This window comes from Kitasatospora mediocidica KCTC 9733 (assembly GCF_000744225.1).
Lineage (GTDB): Bacteria > Actinomycetota > Actinomycetes > Streptomycetales > Streptomycetaceae > Kitasatospora > Kitasatospora mediocidica.
Map to the genome: position 1 here is coordinate 127,592 of NZ_JQLN01000006.1, position 14,515 is coordinate 142,106.

Genomic DNA, 14,515 nt, shown 5'->3' on the forward strand with positions numbered 1-14,515 from the left:
TGAGCCCGTGGCAGTGGTGACGTGCCGGGATGGCCCGCCACTTTGTGCCGTTGTCGACCAGGTAGCGGATCGCGTCCAGTATCGCCCGGTGGCAGTACGCCTTCGGCTGGCCGCCGCGGCCCTGAAGCCAGCGCGGTGCCGGTAACAGCGGCCGGACCGCCACCCATTCAGCCTCGGTCCTATCAGAGGGATAGCGTCGCACACGTTCCCCGTGGTCGGCCGCGTTCCCGTACGCGTTCGCGTGCGCGTGCGCGAGGCAATCACACTGTCGGGCAGCCCAGTTGGACGGTTTCTGGGGCGAGACGGAAGACTGCGGCACGGGGTCTCCTGCTGCACGTGGACTTCGACACCCACGAGCTGTGCAGGAGGCCCTGTCTCCATGCGCGCACGGGCCGCAGATCCCCCGACCGGGCGACAGGCGTAGAGTCGTGTGTTGCCAAGATCGGCAGCGGACTTGCTGCTATCTGCCCTGGTCATAGGCAGCCTCGGCGTCTTCGAGCCAGCTGAGGTACCAACCGGCGAAGTCCAGAGGAGAGCCGTCGGTGTGGCGCATCGGTTGAAGATCCGTGCCATTGATGCGATCGTCACGCCACATTCGGCCCCGCTCCGGCCCGGTCACGACCAGCCAGACCACCATCCCGCAGCCCTCATCGCACAGGCAAAGCGCCCCGGCTGTGCGGCGTGGGTCGTACTGCACCTCGCCTAGACGCTCCTCCCACTCCTCAAAGGCCGCGGCGAGATCGGCGAGGTCGTCGAACTCCTCCTCCAGGGGCCGCTCAGCGAGGATCCCGACCGTTGCCGCTGGATCCGCCCCTCCCGGGAACGGCTCGGCGAACATGCCCGGCTCGACCTCCTCGATGAGCTCTCCGACCCACTGCCAGCCTGCGGAGCCCGCGCGTCGCACCGGGAGGATGCCGTACGCCGGCCCGGCCCCGCCCGCTCCGACATGCAGGAGGAAGGAGCGATAGTCCTCGGGCAGGTCAACGTCCAGCCATGCCTCGAGGTCGGCCACCTCGGCGGCAGTCAGAGTGGCATCGAGCGCAAAGCCGTGCGCCCTCGCCCCGAACACCTTGTCGCTGCCTGGCACTGCAGTCAGAGCCAGAACCCGGTCGCGCACCCCAGTCCAGTCGGTCATGGCGCCCGACCCTAGCGGCGACCCCGGGAGCTCAGTCTGTCCGGGGTGGCGACACCGACGACGATCGGGAAGTGCCGCCGTCGAGCTCAGCAAGATCCAGAGCACCCGACCGAGCAGCCAGCCTCGAACTCGCGACCATCAAGATCGGTAGAGCAACAGCACATAGCCTCAGCCGCCTGAGTTGCCCCGCTCCACCGGAAGTCGGGCGGACCGACTCACTGGTCGCTTCAGAATGCGGGGCGGGGTCGACCGTCACTCGTAAGAGGATGGCGGCTCAGGTTGAGACCGTGGGGAGGGAGCATCAGTGGCAGAGTGGCGGCTCATGCAGGGCGACGTCCTGCTCGGCGAGCTCAGCGAGTATGGCTGTGACCAGCCCTTCTTCCTGGCGCGCTTTTCTCCTGGGCCGGGGTGGGAGAGCGCCGAGGGCCTGTTCGGGGCGCTGACGACTCTCAGCGGGCCGGACCCCGACGGGAGTCAGGCCGCTCGGGTCATGACGCCTCTGCGGGACCTGGAACTCACGCTCGTCCCCACTGGGGGGCAGCAGCCCTCGTTGGGCGTGTTCAGGAACTGCGTGCTGCGGATCGACGGGGACACGGCTCGCCTGCGCTACTGACTGAGTGGCCGGGCTGTCCTTCAGAGCCGTTGCAGGCAGGTGATGCACCATGCGCTTGGAGCAGCCCACGACCTGGATCGGGACGTCGCGCCAGGCCACCCCTTTGCGCGACGCGGTCCGATGCCGGGAGTCCCTCTCTGACAGTCTCGGCTGAGACGCCCGGTATGTCGGGTTAGTCTGGATCGGCGAGACAGGAGTATCACCGGCATGGCCAGCGCCACCCACCCCGAGCAGGACCCGGCACCGCGCCCGAAGCGGCGGACGTTCCCGGCGGAGTACAAGCTGCGGATCGTCGCCGAGTACGACGCGGCCCCGAACGGGGAGAAGGGCGCGATCCTGCGCCGCGAGCGGCTCTACCACTCGCACATCATCGAGTGGCGGGCCGCCCGGGACGCGGGCGCGATGGCCACCTTGGTCGACAAACGCACCTCGCCGGCCCGGCCGAAGAAGGCCGCCGAGCAGGCCGAGCTCGAGCGGCTGCGCAAGAAGGTCGCCCGGCTGGAGAAGGAGGGCGCGCAGAAGGACGCGGCTCTGGAACTGCTGGGAAAAGCACATGCGCTCTTGGAAATGCTCTCCGAGAGCGCGGACTGAAGCGCGACGTCGAGCAGGTCGTCGATGAGCTGTTCCCCGGCTTGGAGCGCGAGTTGAGCACCACGGCCGCTTGCCGGCTGTCCGGGCGCTCGCGGGCCACGCACTACCGAAGACTCCATCCGCCCGCCCCCAGGAAGCGGGCCCCGCGCCGCCTTCGGCGCTGACGCCTGCCGAGCGCGCCGAGGTCCTGGCCCTGCTGAACCGGCCCGACTATGCCGACCTGCCGCCTGCGCAGGTCTGGGCCCGCGAACTGGACGAGGGCCGCTACCACTGCTCGGAACGCACGATGTACCGGATCCTGACCGCCGCCGGGCAGAACGGCGAGCGCCGCCGCCTGGCCACGCACCCGGCCAAGGCCGTACCGCAACTGCTGGCCACCGCCCCGGGGCAGGTCCTGACCTGGGACATCACCAAGCTTCAGGGGCCGAACAAGGGCGAGTGGTACCACGCCTACGTCATCATCGACATCTACAGCCGCTACATCTGCGGCTGGACCGTGGAACGGGCCGAATCCGCCGAGCGGGCAGAGGAGTTGATCCGCGAGACCATCGCCCGCAACGGCATCGTTCCCGAGACCGTGCACGCTGACCGCGGCACCTCGATGACCTCCAAGAAGGTCTCCCAGCTGCTGATCGACCTCGGTGTCACCAGGAGCCATTCGCGCCCCAAAGTCTCCAACGACAACCCTTACAGCGAGTCGCATTTCAAGACCATGAAGTACATGGGCGACTTCCCTGGAAGTTTCAACTCCCTTGCTGATGCACGTGATTGGTGCGGCGGATTCTTCTCGTACTACAACCACGAGCACCGACACTCGGGCATCGGCCTGCACACTCCGGCGTCCGTCCATTTCGGGACCGCCGACCTGGTCCGCGAGCAACGCGCCGTCACACTGGCCGAGGCATACACCCGTCACCCCGAACGCTTCGCCCGTCGGCCCAGACCACCCCGGATACCCGAGCATGCGTGGATCAACGAGCCGAAGCAGGAGACAGAAGCCGCACAACAGTCTTCATAGCATCAAACCGTCTCATTTGACTTGACAGCTTCCGAGTCGCCCGGGATGACGATGGCGCCTGTCGGCCTCGAAGTAAGGAAGCTATGCGCTCCCAGAGGTCATCAGGAGAAAGCTCAGCAGATACTCCGCGAACTCTGCCCAGATGCACCGTCAACCCGTCAACCACCAACTGACCGACACACCGATCTCATTCTGAAACGATCAGGTGCGACACGAGGTCGCTCCAAGTAAGTAAGGGCAGCCAGGTGAAGGAGGTATCGATCGGCTGAACTTCGGGCCAGTGTCCAAGGCCCGTCCCCACGCTCACATGCGTCGCTGGCAACGGCGGGGTGTGAAGCTGAGCGTTCAAGCCCAAGGGCGCCTCGGCCATCGAGGAGCCACAGGCGAGGGGAAGGCTGGACGGGCGAACGCAAGTGAACCCCTGACGACGCCCCGTGATTTCAAGACCGCGCGATGGCATGCAAGCGGCGGTCACAGGACCCGGTGCTGAGAGGCACCAAGCGACCCTCAGGAAGCTGATACCAGAGGGGAGGACACCGCTGGTCCCGGGGCAAAGGGGGCGCCCACCCCAGCCGCGTCTTACTGGTGCGGAACGTGGAAACCCCGTCGAGGTCCAGGTGAAGAGCCTGGTAGGCCGACCGTAAGGAGAGCTGAACTCCCCGGCGGGAGAAGGATGATCCAAGAAGCGAAAGCCGGTGGGCCGAAAGGCCGGAGGAAACCGGGAGAACGGGACCTTCACCCGCTCCCGCATAACTCGCCGGATACGGGCCCTGGTGGCCCGGCCCGAAAGGGAGCCCACGTGGATCGGGTGAGCCTTTGAAGTCACCGCTGCAAGGACGTCGCAACCGAAGGACAAGTTAGGTACTGGAGGCGCGAATTGGGGGGCACGGTCTTGGCTGAGCTCTCGGCGGCTGCGGTGAACGGACCTGAGGACGAGACCCTTGACTGGCACAGCATCGACTGGGCCGAGTGCGAGGAGAACGTACGGCGACTGAGGCAGAGGATCTTCAAGGCGACGCAGGACGGGGACCTGAAGAAGGTCCGCAACCTGCAGAAGCTCATGCTGCGGAGCCGGAGCAACACGCTGGTCAGCGTGAAGCGGGTGACGCAGCAGAGCAGTGGTCGCAAGACCGCCGGCATCGACGGGGAGCGAGCCCTCACCCCAGAGGCGAGGGGCAAGCTGGCGGCCGAGATCCATCGGTCGTCCCAGCCCTGGAAGGCCAGGCCGGTCAAGCGAGTGTTCATCCCGAAGAGCAACGGGAAACAGCGACCGCTCGGCATCCCGGTCATCCGTGACCGGGTGCTCCAGGCCCGCGTGAAGAACGCGCTGGAGCCCGAGTGGGAAGCGCGGTTCGAGCCGAGGTCCTATGGCTTCCGGCCCGGCCGCGGCTGCCAGGACGCGATCATGACGATCTTCCTGACGGTGAAGGGCAAGTCCTCGAAACGTCAGTGGGTGCTGGACGCGGACCTGTCTGCGGCGTTTGACCGCATCGACCACGACCATCTGATGTCCTCCATCGGCCAGTTCCCTGCCAGGGACCTGATCCGGGGCTGGCTCAAAGCGGGAGTGGTCGACCGTGGTCGGTTCGCACCGACGGAGGAGGGAACTCCTCAAGGTGGTGTGATCAGTCCGCTGCTGATGAACGTCGCTCTGCACGGACTGGAACAGGCCGCAGGGTGCCAATACAGGGCAACCGGAGCCGAGCGAGAACCCGGTGCGTCCCCCGGCACTCCCGTGCTGGTGAGGTACGCCGACGACTTCGTGGTGCTCTGCCACGACGAAGCCCAGGTGCACCAGGTCAGGTCTCGGCTGGAGGACTGGCTGAAGCCGAGAGGTCTTCGCTTCAACGAGGAGAAGACCAAGGTCGTTCACCTCGATGAGGGGTTCGACTTCCTCGGCTTCACCGTCCGCCGAACGGGCGGCAAACTGATCGTCAAACCGAGCACGGCGGCCTGCAAGAGGCTCCGGGAGCGGCTACGGACCGAGGTGAAAGCCCTTCACGGTGCCAACGCCGAGGCCGTACTGCGCAGGCTCGTCCCGATCGTTCGCGGTTGGGCGGCCTACTACCGGGCGATGTCCTCCACGACGACGTTCGCGTCGCTTGACCACTACATGTGGCGTCTGACCTGGAACTGGGCCAGGCGAGGCCATCCCAAGAAGTCGAGGTACTGGATCGTGGACCGGTACTTCGGCAAGTTCCACCCGTCCAGGCAAGATCGGTGGGTCTTCGGTGACCGCGACAGCGGCGCCTTCCTACCCAAGTTCGCCTGGACCGGAATCGTCCGCCACCAACTCGTCAAGGGCGGAGCGTCCCCGGACGACCCCGCACTCGCCGAGTACTGGCAGCACCGCCGCCGCAGGAAGGCGCCGCCGCCGATGGACAAGACCAGTCTCGTTCTGGCGGTCCGGCAGCAGGGGCTCTGCCCCCTCTGCAAGCAGGCGCTGATCGCCGGGGCCGAGTACGAACCGGACAGTCCACGCGAGTGGATCAACTGGTTCGCGGCCTCGAAGAAGATGCTCCACAAGCATCACTTCACCTACCGGCGACACGGCGGCACGGACGAGCGGAACAACCTTCGCCTCGTGCACTCCGAATGCCACCGCCAGCACCACGCGGGCGACGGCAAACAGACCACGTCAACCTGCTGACCTGCGAAGCCCATGCGGCTTGCTTGAGCCGGATGCCGGGATGACTGGCACGTCCGGTTCTGAGGGGGCCGGGTCACGGCAACGTGACCCGGCTACCCGACTCAGGCGTGCGCGCACGGGCTGCTGGGGTTCAGGGTGTACCGTCCGGCGACCCGGTAGGTGCCGGGCTCGGGGGCGTAGAGCATGGTCCACCCGTTGGACTCGGCGAGGCAGCCGCGCGATGCGCTGTCGGTGGTGCCCTGGACGCCGAGCCACGGTGACCAGGGGATCCGTAGCAGGACCGGTCCGGCGTACGGCACCTCCAGGGTCAGCTCGGCCGGGGTGGCCTGGGTGACGGTGGCGGGCGGCGCGGCCAGCGAGGTGGCGTCGGTGACCCGGTAGAGGCGCCACTTGTCGTCGTGCCAGATGAGGTTCAGCCAGGGGTAGCCGGCCGCGACGATCCTGGCCTCGTCCACGGCGGCGTCGTCGGGCGTGTCCGGAGGGAGCAGGACGAAGCCGACGCCCCAGTGCTGGAGCCAGGCGTGGTAGGCCTCGGGGGTGAGGCCGTCCTGGTAGAAGAGCGGGTTGCGGCTGACGTCGGCCTGCCGGTTCCAGCCGCGCGCCAGGTCGACGTACGGCGCCAGGGCGGAGGACTCCCAGTGGCTGCGCAGCGGGACGACCTCGATCCGGCCCCGGTCGGCGCCGACCTGGTGCAGTTCGTTGATGATCGGCGCGGCCGGCAGGGCCGTCGTCGGGGAGGGGACTGTGCTGATCAGGTCGCCGACGGGCGTGGCGATCTGCCAGGTGGCCACGGCGAGGAACGCGGCGCCCAGCCCGACCCGCCGCCAGCCCCGAGCCGGACGCCCAGCGCCACCGGCCCCCGACCGGTCGCCACGCCGCCTGCCCCGGCTACGCCGCCTGCCCCCGCCAGCCCACCTGCTCCCGCCAGGCCGCCAGCCCCGGCGACTGCCCGCGGCTGGTCCGCCGACGCCCGGTCGAGCGCTGCGGCGAGCAGCGTGCCGGCGCCGAAGAGCAGCAGCAGCCGTTCGACGTTGCTGCCGATCGGCGAGGGCACCAGCCAGGTCAGCAGCACCCCGACCGCGTACACCGCCGCCCCGACCCGCAGCACCCGCCACTGACGCGGCACCAGCACCGCGAGCAGTCCGGTCCCGACGGCGACCGGGAGCGCGACGTACCAGTCGAAGGGCTGCACCCCGTAGAACGGGAAGAGCAGCGAGGTCCCGGCGATCACCGCGGCCGGCCCGGCGACCACCGCGTACGCGTCCCGTCGGCGTCCCGTCAGGAAAAGCCCGGCGGCGGCCACTCCGAGGAACAGGCCCGCCACCGGGCTGCTCAGCGTGGCCAGCGTCGCGAGCAGAGCGACCGCGGCGGTCCGCGCGCTCCGGCGCGGGAGCGGGCTCTCGGGGAAGAGCAGCGCGGTGGCGGCCAGGCCGAAGGCGCAGCCGAGTGCGAAGGTGACCCGTCCCGAGGCGGCGTTGCACCAGAACGCGAAGGCCGTCCAGAGTGCGGGCATCAGGGGCCGGTCCAGCCGCGAGCGTTCCAGCAGCCGGGCGGCGAGGGCCGCCGCCACCGTGCCCGCGATCACGCCGGTGGTGCGCACGCCGATCAGGCTCATCACGTACGGCGAGAGGACGCTGTAGGAGACGGTGTACATCCCGCCGTACCAGGACAGGTTGTAGCTGGAGTCGGGGTTCCTGCGGATGAACTCGGTCCACGCGTACTGGGCAGCCAGATCGCCGGCGTTGCGCGCCAGGAACAGCGCCCAGACCGCGTGCAGGACCAGTGCCAGCAGGGTCGCGGCGACCACCGGACGGCGCAGTGCCGACCGCAGCTGCCGGTAGCCGAACCGTTGACGCCCCGCGAGCCCGCTCGATCTGCTGCCGCTCAACCCGCTGCCGCTCGAACCGTCGCCGCTCAACCCGGCGCCGCAGCGGTCGACACGGGGCTGCTGGCATGCGTCATGGAGTCCTCGACAGGGAGTCACGGTGCCGAGCAGGCCGGACCGAAGCAACGGGTGGGTGTCAGGATAACCATGCTCCGTGATCTTGCCGCAGGGCCCCGGCCCACGCGATCCTCTGTCGGCGATCCACCCGCCTGGCGGCGGCCCGCCCGGCGCCGGCGCCCGGCCGACGCGGTCCGGGGCAGGCCGGCACAGCAGCGGACCCCGCCGGCCGGGGGCCGACGGGGTCCTTGGTGCTGCGGGTGCTGCCGGGGGCTCAGGTCTGGGCCGGCCGGCCGCCGCGCTTCTCCAGCGAGGCGAGGTAGGCGTTGTAGGCGTTCAGCTCGGCGTCACCGTCGCGCTCGGCGGCCCGGTCGCCGCGTCGCGCCGTGCGCTCCTCGGACTTGGCCCACTGGAAGACCAGCGCGATCAGCACCACCGCGGTCGGAATCTCGCCGAACGCCCAGGTGATCCCGCCGGCCAGCTTCTGGTCCGCCATCAGGTCGGTCCCGGGCGGGGCGCCGGCCGCCGTGAAGGTGGTCACCAGCTGACTGGTCGCCATCATCACCGCCACGCCGAAGAAGGCGTGGAACGGCATCCCCATGAAGAGCTCGATGATCCGCATCACGTGCCCGGGTCGGTGCGGGCCCGGGTCGACACCCATGATCGGCCAGAAGAAGAGCAGCCCGGCCATCAGGAAGTGCACCATCATCGCGATGTGCCCGATCCGCGACTGCATGAGGAAGTCGAAGAGCGGGGTGAAGTACAGGCCGTAGAGGCTGGCGATGAAGAGCGGGATGGTGAAGGCCGGGTGCGAGATCACCTTGACGTACCGGCTGTGCAGCAGCGCCACCAGCAGCTCGCGCGGCCCGCGCGGGCGGCCCTTGCCAGCCGGGCGCAGCGAACGCAGCGCCAGCGTGATCGGCGCGCCGAGCAGCAGCAGGATCGGGACCAGCATGCTGAGCGCCATGTGCTGGATCATGTGCGCGCTGAACAGCACCATGCCGTAGTCGTTCAGACCCGAGCAGGTCACGAAGACCATGGTCAGCACGCCGGCCACCCAGGCCGCCGTCCGGCCGACCGGCCAGCGGTCGCCGCGCCGCGCCAGCCGGACCACGCCGGCGCCGTACAGCGCCAGCATCAGCAGGCAGCCCAGCAGGAACGCCCAGTCGGGCGACCAGGTGAGCACCGACGAGAGCGAGAACGGTCCGAGCGCGCCTCCGCCGTGGTGGTGCATCCCTGACATGCCATCCATCGGCGGCCCCGCTTCCCTGATCCTGTGCAGTCGCGGACGGCCGGCCCCCGCGAGGTCCGGTTCGTCCGATTTTCGTCGGGTCCCACCCTACGGGCGCCCGGTCGGCCCGCTGCGCGCGACCCCACCCTCATAGCACCGCGACCCCACCCCCGAAGCACCGCAACCGCACCCCCGAAGCACCGCAAGCCCCGCCGTCGGACGGCGGGGCTTGCGGGCGGACGCGGAAGAGGCGGTCAGATGACCATCTCGGCCTCGACGTAGCGCTCCGGCGGCACGGTCTTCAGGTCCGCCACCGCCTCGGCCAGCGGCACCAGGACGATCTGGGTGCCCTGCAGGGCCGTGATCTGTCCGAAGGCGCCCTTGTGGACGGCCTCCACGGCGTGCCAGCCGAACCGGGTGGCGAGCACCCTGTCGTACGCGGTGGGGGTGCCGCCGCGCTGGGTGTGACCGAGGATGACCGGCTTGGCCTCCTTGCCCAGGCGGTGCTCCAGCTCCCGGGAGAGCTGGTTGGCGACACCGGTGAAGCGCTCGTGGCCGTAGATGTCCTTGACGCCCTCCTCCCAGTGCATGGTGCCGGGTTCGGGCTTGGCGCCCTCGGCGCAGACCACGATCGCGAACTTCTTGTTGCGGTCGAAGCGCTCGCGGACCACCTCGGTGAGCTTGTCGATGTGGAACGGCCGCTCCGGAACGACGATCGCGTGCGCGCCGGCGGCCATTCCGGCGTGCAGGGCGATCCAGCCGGTGTGGCGGCCCATCAGCTCGACGACCATGACCCGCTGGTGGGATTCGGCCGTGGTCTTCAGCCGGTCCAGCGCGTCGGTGGCCACCGAGACGGCGGTGTCGAAGCCGAAGGTGACGTCGGTGCAGGCGATGTCGTTGTCGATGGTCTTGGGGACCCCGACCACCGGCAGGCCGCCGTCGCTCATCAGCTTGGCCGCCTTGAGGGTGCCCTCGCCGCCGATCGGGATGACCGCGTCGATCCCGAGGTCGTCGCAGTACTTCTTGGCCCGTTCCACCCCGTCCCGCAGGTGGCTGGGCTGGACGCGGGAGGATCCCAGGATCGTCCCGCCCTGGGCCAGGATGCCGCTGACCGAGTCGAGGGTCAGTGGACGGTGGACGCCTTCGAGGAGGCCTCGCCAGCCGTCCTGGAAGCCGATGATCTCGTCGCCGTGGTCGACCACCCCCCGGTGGACCACGGAGCGGATCACGGCGTTGAGGCCGGGGCAGTCGCCGCCGCTGGTCAGCACACCAATACGCATCGTTCTTCGCAACTCCCGAGAGAACCGGACGGCCGGACTAACCCTGGGAACCCGGGGGGCTCAGGGCGATCGGAATCGGACATTCAGCCCGAAGCTGATCATAGCGGCCCCCGCCTCCGGCCAGGTGGGAGCAGGCGTGGAGGCGGCGTCGTCGACGCTCCCGCGCGGTGTGCCGTCGACTGCCGAGGAGGGTGTGCGGTCGACGCGTCTTATTGTCATATGTTTTGCGCTGCGGATGTCCCCGCCGCCAGATGGTGGACATCCGGGGCGGGGACGCTGAGTCGGTCGGACGATCAGGCCGGCTGGCCGGTGGCCGCGATCCGCTCGGCGCGCAGCGCGTCGTACCAGGTGGTGTCAGCCGGCGGGAGCGCGTTGACGTCCAGCGCCAGCTTGATCAGCAGGTCGGCGACCGCGGGGTTGCGGGCCAGCACCGGGCCGTGCAGGTAGGTGCCGAAGACGGTGTCCCGCCAGGCGCCCTCCGTCCCGTTGCCGTCGCCGTTGCCGCCGCCGTGCGGGCCGCCGGCGGTGACGGTGGCCAGCGGGGAGACGCCCTGGCCCAGGTGCGTGACGCCCTGGTGGTTCTCGAAGCCGGTCAGCGTGGGCAGACCCAGCCGCGGGTCCGGCTCGGCGAGCACGTCGCCGACGCTGCGGGCGCCCTCGCCACGGGTGCTCCAGACGTCGAGCAGGCCCAGGCCCGGCTCACGCTGGCCGAGGTCGTTGATGAACTCGTGCCCCAGGATCTGGTAGCCGGCGCAGACCGAGAAGACGATCGCGCCGTTGTCCACGGCCCGGGCCAGGCCCGAGTCCTGACGCAGCCGCTCGGCGGCCAGCCGCTGCGGCCGGTCCTCACCGCCGCCGATCAGGTAGATGTCGCCGCTGGTCGGCACCGGCTGGTCGGAGCGGACGTCGATCCGCGACACGGCCAGGCCGCGCTGACGGGCCCGGCGCTCCAGGACCAGCGCGTTGCCGCGGTCGCCGTAGGTGCTCAGCAGGTCAGGGTAGATCCAGACCAGCCGCAGACTGCTGTCGCTCATCCGAGAGGGCCTTCCGTATTGCTGCTGCTGCTGCTGCGGCGGCTGCTGGTATTGCTGCGGGTGCTGCTGCTGGCGCGGGTCGTAGCCGGGCGGCGGGGGCATCGACATCAGCCGGCCACCACCTTGCGCAGCTGCTGGAAGGCGGTGTAGTTGGCGATCGCCTCGATCCGGCCCGGCGGGGCCATCCGGACGGCGTCCGCCAGCGAGTCCACCACGTGGAACTGCAGGCCGGCCACCTCCAGACGGACCGCCAGGTCCAGCTTGCGCTGGCCCATCACGAAGACCGGGTGCCCGGCCAGCCGCTCGTAGTCGACGTCCCAGAGCCAGGAGGTGTCGGTGCCGTCGGCGTCCATCGCGTTCACCGAGAGGATCACCGGCGCCGGCGGGCCGTCGATCAGCGAGAAGGTCTCCAGCCAGCCGGCCGGGTTCTTGGCCAGCAGCAGGCGCACGTCACGGCCCTGGTAGGAGACCACGTCGTAGCGGCCCGCCACGGCGGACACCGACTGCATGCGCTCCAGGGCGACCTGCGGCGGAACGCCGAAGACCGCGGCCACGGCGGCCGAGCTGGTCGCGTTGGCCAGGTTGGCCCGGCCCGGCAGCTGGAGCTGGATCGGCCAGGCGGCGCCGTTCGGGTCGACCACGTGGACGCCCTGCAGCGCCCAGTGCGGCTGCGGACGGCGGAAGCCGCACTCCTGGCAGTACCAGTCGTCGCCGGGGCGCTGCATCACGCCGCCGCAGGACGGGCACGACCAGGCGTCCTCCTTCCAGGCCTGCCCGGCGGCCACCCAGACCACCCGGCGGCAGGAGGACGCGGCCCAGGTCACCAGCGGGTCGTCCGCGTTGGCGATGATCACGGCATCGGTGTCCTGCAGGCCCTCGCGCCACTTCTCGGCCATCATCCGGGTCTCGGCGGCCCGGTCCAGCTGGTCGCGCGAGAGGTTGAGCAGCGCTATGGCCTTGGGGCTGGTGTCCCGTGCCACGCCGGCCAGGTACTTCTCGTCCACCTCGATCACGCCGTAGCGGGCGTCGCTGCCGCCGGCCAGGGCGGCGGTGATGCCGGCCGGCATGTTGGCGCCGAGCGCGTTGGAGACCACGGGGCCGGCGGCGCGCAGCGCCTCGGCGATCAGGCGGGTGGTGGTGGTCTTGCCGTTGGTCGCGCTCACCAGGACGACGTCCAGGTGGTCGGCGAGTTTGGCGAGCAGGTCGGGGTCCAGCTTGAGGGCGACCTTGCCGCCGATCACCGATCCGCTGCCGCGGCCTACCGTCCGGGAGGCGGCGGCAGCCACCTTGCCCGCGGTGACGGCGAGCTTGGCGCGGGCGGGAAGTGAGGAGTCGCGCGCGCCGGGCGCTGCGGCCTCCGATCCGGTGCCTGGCATGCTCAGGGGTTCCTCCTGTTGCTGACGACCCCCCTTGGCCTTGTCGGGCCGCTGGGCGGCGGGGACGGGGTCAGCCTAACGGCTTGTCCGTGGCAGGCCGAGCCATGCCCCCGTGCTGTCGTGCGCGGTCAGCGCCCTGACGGTCGCCGGACAACCGCTTGCGGCTGTCCGGCGACCGTCAGGGGAGGCGTGCCAGGGCGGGTCCGACGACGGCCTAACGGCCGGGGACGGCGGGCCACGGGCTGGGCAACTGCTCGACGGCGCCCGCGAGGTGGGCGGTGATCACCAGGGTGCCGTCCTCCATCTGGTAGTCCAGCGGGATGGCCAGCCGGCGCATCGCGGCGATCAGCGCCGTGTTGGCGGCCTGGGTGACCGCGTAGACGGTGGAGACGCCCGCCTCGGCCGCCAGCGCTGCCATCCGCCGCAGCAGGTCCAGGCCCAGACCCCGGCGCTGCCAGCCGTCCTCGACCAGGACGGCCAGCTCAGCGCTGTCGTCGTCCCACATCAGATGGGCCAGCGCGACGATCCGCCCGTCGGCGCTCTGCACGGCCAGCGTCTGCCCGTGCCGAGGGTCGAGCAGGTGGTCCAGGTAGCGGTCCGCGTCGGCCACCGGGCCGTGGTAGCGCAGGCGCAGCGTGCCGGTGGAGCAGCGCCGGTGCATGGCCAGCGCCTCGGCCTTGTCGGACGGGTCGGCCCGCCGCACGGTCAGGTCGGTGCCGGCCGGCAGGCTGAGCCGGGCGGCGACCTGCGGGACCCGCGGGCCGAGCACCGCGTCCAGCTCGACCAGCGCCTTGGCGCGGGCGAACTCGGTCGGGGTGAACGGCAGATGGGGCCGGGAGAGTTCGACGAGCTCGCCGGACGGCATCGGCAGTCGCATCAGGTGGCCGTCCAGGCTCGGCGCGGACGACTGCCCTCCCGTGGCCGGGAACTGACGGATCGTGCACTGGCCGAAGAGCTTGCGCAGTGCGACCGGCAGCTCGGCGGCGTCCAGGGCCGTCCTGGTGGCCAGTGCCAGCACGTGGGCCGGCAGGTCCACCAGATCGTGGGCGTCGGCCGGGTCGGTCCAGATCTCCCGCCCGCCGGCCCGGGCGACCGCGCCGGCCAGCATGGCGCGGGGCAGGTCGCGCGGCGCGCGCAACAGGAACTCGTCGACGGTGGCCTCGGGCAGCGGGTGGGTCTGCAACGAGATGATGCTGACCCGCAGCTCGGCGAGGGCGGTGCAGACCGTGGCGAGGCTGCCGGGGGCGTCCGAGACGGTGGCGCGCAGCCGCCAGAGCGTGGTCTCGGCGGGCGGCAGCGCCGGAGCCTGCTCGGCGGGCTGCTCGACGGGCCGGTCCGCCGCGGTGGGCTCCGGGCCCGGTGGCCCGTGCGGATGGCGGTGCTCCCACCACGAGTGGAACACCGCTGTGGCGACCAGGGCGAAGGCGGAGGAGACCAGCAGCACCGGCCCGTCGTGGCCGTGCACCACCACGTCGGCGACCAGGTCGGCGGTGGCCACGGCCAGGAAGACCGCGGCGATCTCGACGGCGTCGCGCCGCCACCGGTCCGCTCTGCTGCGGCGCTGGGCACGCGAGGGCTGTTGGAGGGGCAGGTGCGGGACGGGAAGCTCAGTCATGTCTTCACCATGCCCTGCGGGTGTTTCACG

Annotated in this window: 12 protein-coding genes and 1 pseudogene; 4 read left to right on the forward strand and 9 right to left on the reverse strand. The window is 70.4% G+C overall.

Going from position 1 to position 14,515, the window contains the following annotated elements:
• Positions 1–31 precede the first annotated feature (31 nt).
• Both BS80_RS43900 and BS80_RS26840 read right to left on the reverse strand, forming a co-directional pair.
• A pseudogene (locus BS80_RS43900) lies at positions 32–319 on the reverse strand (transposase); the annotation flags it as partial.
• 141 nt (positions 320–460) lie between these two features.
• A complete protein-coding gene (locus tag BS80_RS26840) occupies positions 461–1,135 on the reverse strand; it encodes an SMI1/KNR4 family protein (protein WP_035803001.1) in 675 nt (224 codons plus the stop codon).
• 304 nt (positions 1,136–1,439) lie between these two features.
• Between BS80_RS26840 and BS80_RS26845 the strand changes: the two genes are divergently transcribed.
• The 4 genes from BS80_RS26845 (at position 1,440) to ltrA (ending at position 6,007) form a co-directional block, all read left to right on the forward strand.
• A complete protein-coding gene (locus BS80_RS26845; protein ID WP_232246663.1) occupies positions 1,440–1,748 on the forward strand; it encodes a hypothetical protein in 309 nt (102 codons plus the stop codon).
• Positions 1,749–1,955: 207 nt separating this feature from the next.
• A complete protein-coding gene (locus BS80_RS26850; protein ID WP_035803003.1) occupies positions 1,956–2,339 on the forward strand; it encodes a transposase in 384 nt (127 codons plus the stop codon).
• Between the two features lie 70 nt (positions 2,340–2,409).
• A complete protein-coding gene (locus tag BS80_RS26855) occupies positions 2,410–3,357 on the forward strand; it encodes a DDE-type integrase/transposase/recombinase (RefSeq protein WP_083975414.1) in 948 nt (315 codons plus the stop codon).
• An 892-nt stretch (positions 3,358–4,249) separates the two neighbouring features.
• On the forward strand, positions 4,250–6,007 hold the full coding sequence (gene ltrA / locus BS80_RS26860) for a group II intron reverse transcriptase/maturase (protein ID WP_035804032.1): 1,758 nt from the start codon (positions 4,250–4,252) through the stop codon (positions 6,005–6,007).
• Positions 6,008–6,108: 101 nt separating this feature from the next.
• Here the strand turns inward: ltrA and BS80_RS26865 are convergent, their stop codons facing one another.
• The 7 genes from BS80_RS26865 to BS80_RS26895 all read right to left on the reverse strand — a co-directional run bounded on the left by BS80_RS26865 (position 6,109) and on the right by BS80_RS26895 (position 14,485).
• The gene (locus BS80_RS26865) at positions 6,109–6,798 is read right to left on the reverse strand and encodes a hypothetical protein (protein WP_051967239.1); all 690 of its coding nucleotides are present in this window, start codon (positions 6,796–6,798) and stop codon (positions 6,109–6,111) included.
• Positions 6,759–7,895 carry a hypothetical protein gene (locus tag BS80_RS26870; protein WP_051967240.1) on the reverse strand — a complete coding sequence of 379 codons (1,137 nt, stop codon included), beginning with the start codon at positions 7,893–7,895 and terminating at the stop codon, positions 6,759–6,761. The genes BS80_RS26865 and BS80_RS26870 overlap by 40 nt, the downstream gene beginning before the upstream one ends.
• Before the next feature lie 328 nt (positions 7,896–8,223).
• A complete protein-coding gene (locus BS80_RS26875) occupies positions 8,224–9,183 on the reverse strand; it encodes a cytochrome c oxidase assembly protein (RefSeq protein ID WP_035803005.1) in 960 nt (319 codons plus the stop codon).
• 251 nt (positions 9,184–9,434) lie between these two features.
• Complete coding sequence (locus BS80_RS26880) at positions 9,435–10,460, reverse strand: 6-phosphofructokinase (protein WP_035803007.1); 1,026 nt, start codon at positions 10,458–10,460, stop codon at positions 9,435–9,437.
• Positions 10,461–10,753: 293 nt separating this feature from the next.
• Positions 10,754–11,494 carry a type 1 glutamine amidotransferase gene (locus tag BS80_RS26885; protein ID WP_035804035.1) on the reverse strand — a complete coding sequence of 247 codons (741 nt, stop codon included), beginning with the start codon at positions 11,492–11,494 and terminating at the stop codon, positions 10,754–10,756.
• 107 nt (positions 11,495–11,601) lie between these two features.
• Positions 11,602–12,870, reverse strand: a complete 1,269-nt coding sequence (locus BS80_RS26890; RefSeq protein ID WP_035803009.1) for a MurT ligase domain-containing protein — start codon at positions 12,868–12,870, stop codon at positions 11,602–11,604.
• A 214-nt stretch (positions 12,871–13,084) separates the two neighbouring features.
• Positions 13,085–14,485 carry a GNAT family N-acetyltransferase gene (locus tag BS80_RS26895; protein ID WP_083975416.1) on the reverse strand — a complete coding sequence of 467 codons (1,401 nt, stop codon included), beginning with the start codon at positions 14,483–14,485 and terminating at the stop codon, positions 13,085–13,087.
• Positions 14,486–14,515 lie beyond the last annotated feature (30 nt).

What these genes read in the sequence shown, in the direction of transcription:
- BS80_RS26840 (WP_035803001.1), bottom strand. Translation starts at nt 1,135, where the DNA reads ATGACCGACTGGACTGGGGTGCGCGACCGGGTTCTGGCTCTGACTGCA.
- BS80_RS26885 (WP_035804035.1), bottom strand. Translation starts at nt 11,494, where the DNA reads ATGAGCGACAGCAGTCTGCGGCTGGTCTGGATCTACCCTGACCTGCTG.
- BS80_RS26880 (WP_035803007.1), bottom strand. Translation starts at nt 10,460, where the DNA reads ATGCGTATTGGTGTGCTGACCAGCGGCGGCGACTGCCCCGGCCTCAAC.
- BS80_RS26850 (WP_035803003.1), top strand. Translation starts at nt 1,956, where the DNA reads ATGGCCAGCGCCACCCACCCCGAGCAGGACCCGGCACCGCGCCCGAAG.
- BS80_RS26890 (WP_035803009.1), bottom strand. Translation starts at nt 12,870, where the DNA reads ATGCCAGGCACCGGATCGGAGGCCGCAGCGCCCGGCGCGCGCGACTCC.
- BS80_RS26875 (WP_035803005.1), bottom strand. Translation starts at nt 9,183, where the DNA reads ATGCACCACCACGGCGGAGGCGCGCTCGGACCGTTCTCGCTCTCGTCG.
- BS80_RS26895 (WP_083975416.1), bottom strand. Translation starts at nt 14,485, where the DNA reads ATGACTGAGCTTCCCGTCCCGCACCTGCCCCTCCAACAGCCCTCGCGT.